Consider the following 5,763-nt stretch of genomic DNA (forward strand, 5'->3'; position numbering starts at 1 on the left):
TGAAGTCCCATTTTTATTAAGGAGTCAATAATCCCCAATCAAGAAATACGAATAAATCCAAATGGTTGATTGGAAAAATCAGACGGATTGAAGAACCTACGCCTCATACGATTTAGGGACTAAATTAATTGGTAATAATATAAAATAGCTATGCTGTACACAATACCAACAAAAAAAGGAATGGGCGTGGAGCTCTGGGGGACTTATGAGGATTTGGATCGGTTATACGACTTGATCGGTAAATTTTGGAATGATGAAAATCAACTGTACGGTAAAGGCTATGAAAATAGGGGGAAACTTATTAGTAGTTTTTCCTATGAAATACGGAAAGCCTACAGCAATCAAAGGCTTCATAGGACTAAAAGTCACTTTTCTCCAGAAGAACAAGCTTACTACGGTACGCCATTATCCTGGGTGCATTTTTTATTTTCCTTAACTGCTATTAAATATAATATGCGGTTTTACCAGACCAATAAGCTAGACGTTGCCACAATATTACAGATTGAATACTGGTTAGATTATGCAATGAATACGTATGACGAAGTTGGGGCTAAGGCGTTAATTGGCTTTATAGAGGATGGACTCTACGGTGGAAATGACCTCATATATCAATATATGAGGAGTATAAACCTAGATTACTTTTTGCTAGGTGGGGGTAAGCGGGCATTCCGAAAATTACCTACTCTTTTAAAACGGGGCACTTACTTTTCTTCGGAAAATAATAAGTTCATTCAAATAGCCATTACGAGCAGAGTTGCCGGACCAACGAAGTGGCTGGAAAAAGTAACGGATAAAGAATACAAAAATTAAAAATGTCCACGGTATAGGTAAATTAAGGGCCTCCGTTAGGCTGGTCTTTTTTGCGGAGAAATTAGTTGCCTTTTTCTTAAAATAAGCTCCAGATATACAACACTTTAAAAATGGTGCGCTCGATTGCAACAAAAAATTTGCTATGGATAAATTTTATAATGAGAAACTAAACAAACTGAAGGAGGCCCAAATCAAAAGACCAGTTGCCAAGATTAAACTGGACGGGGAGCAAAGCTACCATGACAGAACTGATTTATGAACTGCACTATCAGGGTGTTTTTGACAATGGAAGCAGTGATATACGGTTGATAGCCAAGTTTTTTGAAAGCACCTTCAATATTGATCTGGGGAATTTATATCAAACCTATCTGGAATTGAGAACCCGAAAAATGAGCAAGACGAAGTTCCTTTATGCACTCCGGGATGGCCTCATCAAAAAACTGGATGACCGAGATGAAAATTTCAGGTTCAGTTCTGTCCTGCTTATAATTAAAATCAGCCTACTTCGAAAATGTATAATAAATTACTGATTATCAGTATTAGGGTCAACCTTTTTATAAAGCCATAATACAAAACAGGTTGGATTATTTAAGGATTCCCTTCAAACTTACACCTATACTAATATCAAAAAGATCTTTTACGCTATATTTATATAATTGCGAATTGGCTAATAGAATTTTGTCGAAATTATAGAGGTGGAATTCACAAAATAGTTGTGTATTTATCGTGTGATTAATCTCTCCATTTAATTGGCCTTCATCCAATATATTTTTAATATATCCAAAAATTAATTTTCTTCGGTATAAATCATAATCCCTATATGATGATGCATAATATTTTTTTAAATCCAAAATAAAAATTGGAGACACTCCTATCAAATAGTTAATAGCATACTCATATACCTTCCTTATTTTTTCTACTGTAGCTGTTTTTTCTTGTAAAATTCTTTCTAAAGTAGAAAAATGTAAATCGAAAAGAAATTGGATGCCTTTATTAACTAAATCATTTTTACTTGTAAAATAAACATACAACGTTTTTTTGGATATTCTTAACGTTTTGGCTATATCCATCATACTAACCTCTTTAATTCCTTGAGCTTTAAAAAGTTTAAGCGACTTAACAATTATTTTATTTTGAGTATCCATTAGGCTTTTATAATTAAACTACGATTAACTATTTTATAAAAAAACTACTTGGCCATAGAATAGTTTTTCATAACGGCATCAACGGAATATTTTCCGCTACCAAGCATAAAAAAGGTGACATACACCATCAAGTAATGGAGGCCTAATTCCTGTTTGGCAAAGGGATCTCCACCATGTATGAAAATTACAGCCACCAACATAGTGATTATCAGAGGAATGGTTGCAAGTCTTGTGCTTAGCCCAATTAGAATTAATATAGAACATACAACCTGCGCAAAAACCGCAAGGGCCAATGAAACGAACGGACTCATTCCCAGAACACTTGGGAATTGTATAGTATCACCGAACAACATTTGAAGTTTTTGGATTCCATGCACCAACATCATTAATGCTATACCTATTCTTAAAAATAATAGGACCCAATTTAATATGTATGTATTAAAATCTTTATTTGATGAACATAATTTATATTTTCAACCTATTTTTAAAGATGTCATGGATAGTGAACCTGCGACCGGTTTGTCGTTGAACAGGCTTATATTTTCGTTTTCTTCTTTCAATGCCAAAGAATATAGTAATGGCAGATAGTGTTCTGGGGTTGGGATGGCCAATTCAAAGGCTTTTCCCTGGGCTTTAAAATTGATGAGTTTTTGATGGTCCCCGTTTAAGATATAAGCTTTCATCTTTTCGCTGGCCTCTATAGCCCAATCAAAGGCATATTGTTCGTTTAATTTGTTCCAATCTACTAAACGAAGGTTATGGACCATATTTCCGCTTCCAATGATCAGGACCCCTTTTTGACGAAGGCTGCTTATTTCCTTTGCCAGTTCATAGTGATATTTTGCTGGTTGCGAATAGTCGATACTCATCTGAATGATCGGAATATCGGCATTGGGGTAAATGTGTTTTACAACGCTCCAAGCACCATGGTCAAGCCCCCATTTCTCGTCCAAACCAACCTCCGTTGTGCTTATGATGGATTTAGCCTGCCGTGCCAATTCCGGACTTCCTGGTGCAGGATATTGCACATCGAACAAGGCTTGTGGAAATCCGCCAAAATCGTGAATGGTCGGAGGATTTTGCATTGCCGTCACAAAGGTACCTTTGGTTTCCCAATGTGCAGAGATACAGAGGATGGCATTTGGTCTCAACAATTCTTTTCCAAGTTTTTTAAACGCCGATACAAACTCGTTTTCTTCAATGGCATTCATAGGGCTTCCATGACCAAGGAATAACACAGGCATTTTACCTGTGTTACCCATAGATGAAGTCATTTTATTTAAGTCTTTTAAATTCATACTTGAACTTATTAGTGGCAATAATGTCATTGCTTTTAAAAAATGTTTTCTATTCATTTACGTAAATTAATTACGAAACTTGTTTTATGAATTGTATTTCCACGTTAGCTTTAATTTCATTTCCAACCATAACACCTCCAGCTTCAAGTGCGGAATTCCAATTTAATCCAAAATCTTTACGGTTTAATTTTCCATTTATTGAAAATCCTGCCTTTTCATTGCCATATGGGTCTTTCATAAAACCTCCAAACTCGGTGTCTAATGTTATAATTATCCTATTCGATATCCAACCATTGGAGTCCCTTTTGTTGGGATATGACATGCTGTACTGAGACAAGCATTAAAAGAATACTGATATAAGCTTTCATTGGTCAATCCCATTTAGAAGCTTTGGACAAGGCCATTTTTCCTCCGCCTGTAAAAAACAAGGCTAAAGGGCCAAATAGGTACAAGGCTTGTAATTCAATAGCCCAGCCACCTGATTGTGTCAATGCTAAAATATCTGCCGGATGTGCCAAAAATATAGCCACCAACATCGTAGCCACATATAGTAAGGCTGCTATTTTAGTACGGTAACCTACAATGAGCATTATCGGGGCAATCACTTCCCCTACATAAACACCATAGGCGAAAAAGCCAGGGATGCCAAACTGGTCCATCATCCCTATTAAGGGGTCAATACCGTATATAAGTTTGGCAATCCCGTGCAATAGCATTAATACACCCAAGCTTAGGCGTAGGATAAATATTCCCAAATCTGTATTTTTCATCTAGTATTTGCTTTTATTTTGAACTATTATTGTTTCGCAAACTGTAAGTGGGCAACAATATCAATCTCTTTGGCAATACCTGCGGCAGTAGGGTCATAATCGATATTAAAGTCAAAACGGTTGATGCTTGTTTTTGCAATCATCCCCATTTTGTCCTCTGTATCGGTGCTTGCTGTACCACCGTAAACCAAATCGAAAGTTACCTCTTTGGTTGCGTCCTTTATGGTAAGCATTCCGGTTAATTTGTACTGGTCTTTCTTTTTGCCCTTGGTTACCTTGGTGCTTTTAAAAGTCATTGTTGGATACTTTTCCGCATCAAAAAAATCGGAACTTTTTAAGTGTTCGTCACGTTTGTCTACATTGGTGTTGAGGCTCGCAATTTGCACTGTAAAATTAAAACTGGCATTGGCAAGGGAATTGGATTGGGTATTCATTGTGCCTTCAAAGTCGGTAAACTTACCATTTATCATACTTATACCTAAATGTTGCACTTGGAAATTAAGTGATGAGTGGTAAGGGTCTACTTGCCATTGCGTTTGCGCAAAACCGGTAAAACTAATGGCCATCAAAGCCAAGAATAAAAATAAATTTCTCATGATTTTTGAATTTAAAGGTTAAATTAAGAATTGCAATAAGTCTTTGATACTTAATAGTTTGATCAAGATGTTTAATTCACCATTTTTATTAAAGGATACTATCTACAATGCCGCCCTCTACGCGTAAGGAGGCACCATTGGTTGCTGATGAAAGCGGACTGGCCATATAACATACCATATTGGCCACTTCTTCAGGCTTGGCAAAGCGTTGCAATAGTGAACTAGGACGTAGATTTTTAAAAAAGTTATCTTCTACCTCTTGGTAGGTTTTACCCTCTTCCTGAGCCATTTTTTCAAAATGGGCCTTTACGCCTTCCGTGGCTGTAGGTCCTGGCATTATGGTGTTTACCGTTACCTGGGTTTCTTTGGTAAGCTTTGCCAAGCCTCGGCTTAAACCGTGTAATGCCGTTTTGCTTACCCCATAATGAATCATTTCTTGAGGAATGTTTGAGGCCGATTCGCTCGTGATAAAAAGGATCCGTCCCCAATTTTTTTCCAGCATTTTGGGAAATAATGCACGGGATAGGCGAATACCACTCATCAGGTTCACTTCAAAAAAACGGTCCCAATCCGAATCGGTTATTTTGGTAAATTCCTTTGGCTCGTAAATCCCAACATTATTCACCAAAATATCAATGTCGTTTAGTTTAGCAATAAGGTCTTCAACAGATGCCGCCCTAGTAAAATCTGTGGGAATACCGCTTAGTTGGGCATTAGGTACTTCGGCTTTTAATCTTGCGACAGCTTTGTCTACACTTTGCTGGCTGCTGCCACTGATAATCACTTCGGCTTGTTCTTCTAAAAGCTTTTTGGCAATGGCCATTCCTATTCCTGAGGTAGAGCCACTTACAAAGGCTTTTTTATTTTTTAATTGTAAATCCATCTTTTATGTTTTTTAGAAGGTACTTGCTTCATCTAAATTTTTCATCTCATCGGTGCTCAGTTTTAAACCAGTAGCTTTGGCCAAAGATTGTACTTGCACTTTTGTGGTGGCGCTGGCAATGGGTGCCGTTATAAAATCCTTATGCAATTGCCAGGCTATGGCAACCTCGGCCGGTGAGGCTTGGTATGGATTTAAATCGTCGTAATGTGACATATAAATATCGATATGATTCGTTTGAAGGCGTTGCCTTCATCCGTGTTT

Annotated in this window: 8 protein-coding genes and 2 pseudogenes; 2 read left to right on the forward strand and 8 right to left on the reverse strand. The window is 37.2% G+C overall.

Annotated features, from left to right (window positions below; all coding sequences use genetic code 11):
* Nucleotides 1-150: 150 nt before the first annotated feature.
* A complete protein-coding gene (locus tag F1E73_RS16110) occupies nt 151-810 on the forward strand; it encodes a DUF6904 family protein (RefSeq protein WP_150452533.1) in 660 nt (219 codons plus the stop codon).
* Nucleotides 811-1,010: 200 nt separating this feature from the next.
* A pseudogene (locus tag F1E73_RS16115) lies at nt 1,011-1,340 on the forward strand (RteC domain-containing protein); the annotation flags it as partial.
* 54 nt (nt 1,341-1,394) lie between these two features.
* Here the strand turns inward: F1E73_RS16115 and F1E73_RS16120 are convergent.
* The 8 genes and pseudogenes from F1E73_RS16120 to F1E73_RS16155 all read right to left on the reverse strand — a co-directional run bounded on the left by F1E73_RS16120 (nt 1,395) and on the right by F1E73_RS16155 (nt 5,715).
* Nucleotides 1,395-1,955: a TetR/AcrR family transcriptional regulator gene (locus F1E73_RS16120; protein ID WP_086477967.1), complete on the reverse strand. Its 561-nt coding sequence runs from the start codon at nt 1,953-1,955 to the stop codon at nt 1,395-1,397.
* Between the two features lie 44 nt (nt 1,956-1,999).
* Nucleotides 2,000-2,386, reverse strand: coding sequence for a DoxX family protein (locus F1E73_RS16125; RefSeq protein ID WP_223883485.1), 387 nt, complete (start codon nt 2,384-2,386; stop codon nt 2,000-2,002).
* 42 nt (nt 2,387-2,428) lie between these two features.
* On the reverse strand, nt 2,429-3,253 hold the full coding sequence (gene ygiD, locus F1E73_RS16130) for a 4,5-DOPA-extradiol-dioxygenase (RefSeq protein WP_223883484.1): 825 nt from the start codon (nt 3,251-3,253) through the stop codon (nt 2,429-2,431).
* A 70-nt stretch (nt 3,254-3,323) separates the two neighbouring features.
* A pseudogene (locus F1E73_RS16135) lies at nt 3,324-3,521 on the reverse strand (YceI family protein); the annotation flags it as partial.
* Nucleotides 3,522-3,624: 103 nt separating this feature from the next.
* Nucleotides 3,625-4,023: a DoxX family protein gene (locus F1E73_RS16140; protein ID WP_150452536.1), complete on the reverse strand. Its 399-nt coding sequence runs from the start codon at nt 4,021-4,023 to the stop codon at nt 3,625-3,627.
* 26 nt (nt 4,024-4,049) lie between these two features.
* Entirely contained in the window at nt 4,050-4,619 is a 570-nt protein-coding gene (locus tag F1E73_RS16145) for a YceI family protein (protein ID WP_150452537.1), read from the reverse strand.
* Between the two features lie 88 nt (nt 4,620-4,707).
* Complete coding sequence (locus F1E73_RS16150) at nt 4,708-5,502, reverse strand: SDR family NAD(P)-dependent oxidoreductase (protein ID WP_150452538.1); 795 nt, start codon at nt 5,500-5,502, stop codon at nt 4,708-4,710.
* Between the two features lie 12 nt (nt 5,503-5,514).
* The gene (locus F1E73_RS16155) at nt 5,515-5,715 is read right to left on the reverse strand and encodes an aldo/keto reductase (RefSeq protein WP_150452539.1); all 201 of its coding nucleotides are present in this window, start codon (nt 5,713-5,715) and stop codon (nt 5,515-5,517) included.
* Nucleotides 5,716-5,763: the final 48 nt, after the last annotated feature.

The sequence above is a fragment of the Arenibacter lacus genome (genome assembly GCF_008711145.1).
In the GTDB taxonomy this organism is placed as follows: Bacteria; Bacteroidota; Bacteroidia; order Flavobacteriales; family Flavobacteriaceae; genus Arenibacter; species Arenibacter amylolyticus.

Coding starts and splice junctions, on each gene's coding strand:
- F1E73_RS16120 (WP_086477967.1), bottom strand. CDS start 1,955: ATGGATACTCAAAATAAAATAATTGTTAAGTCGCTTAAACTTTTTAAA.
- F1E73_RS16140 (WP_150452536.1), bottom strand. CDS start 4,023: ATGAAAAATACAGATTTGGGAATATTTATCCTACGCCTAAGCTTGGGT.
- ygiD (WP_223883484.1), bottom strand. CDS start 3,253: ATGAATTTAAAAGACTTAAATAAAATGACTTCATCTATGGGTAACACA.
- F1E73_RS16150 (WP_150452538.1), bottom strand. CDS start 5,502: ATGGATTTACAATTAAAAAATAAAAAAGCCTTTGTAAGTGGCTCTACC.
- F1E73_RS16155 (WP_150452539.1), bottom strand. CDS start 5,715: ATGTCACATTACGACGATTTAAATCCATACCAAGCCTCACCGGCCGAG.
- F1E73_RS16110 (WP_150452533.1), top strand. CDS start 151: ATGCTGTACACAATACCAACAAAAAAAGGAATGGGCGTGGAGCTCTGG.
- F1E73_RS16145 (WP_150452537.1), bottom strand. CDS start 4,619: ATGAGAAATTTATTTTTATTCTTGGCTTTGATGGCCATTAGTTTTACC.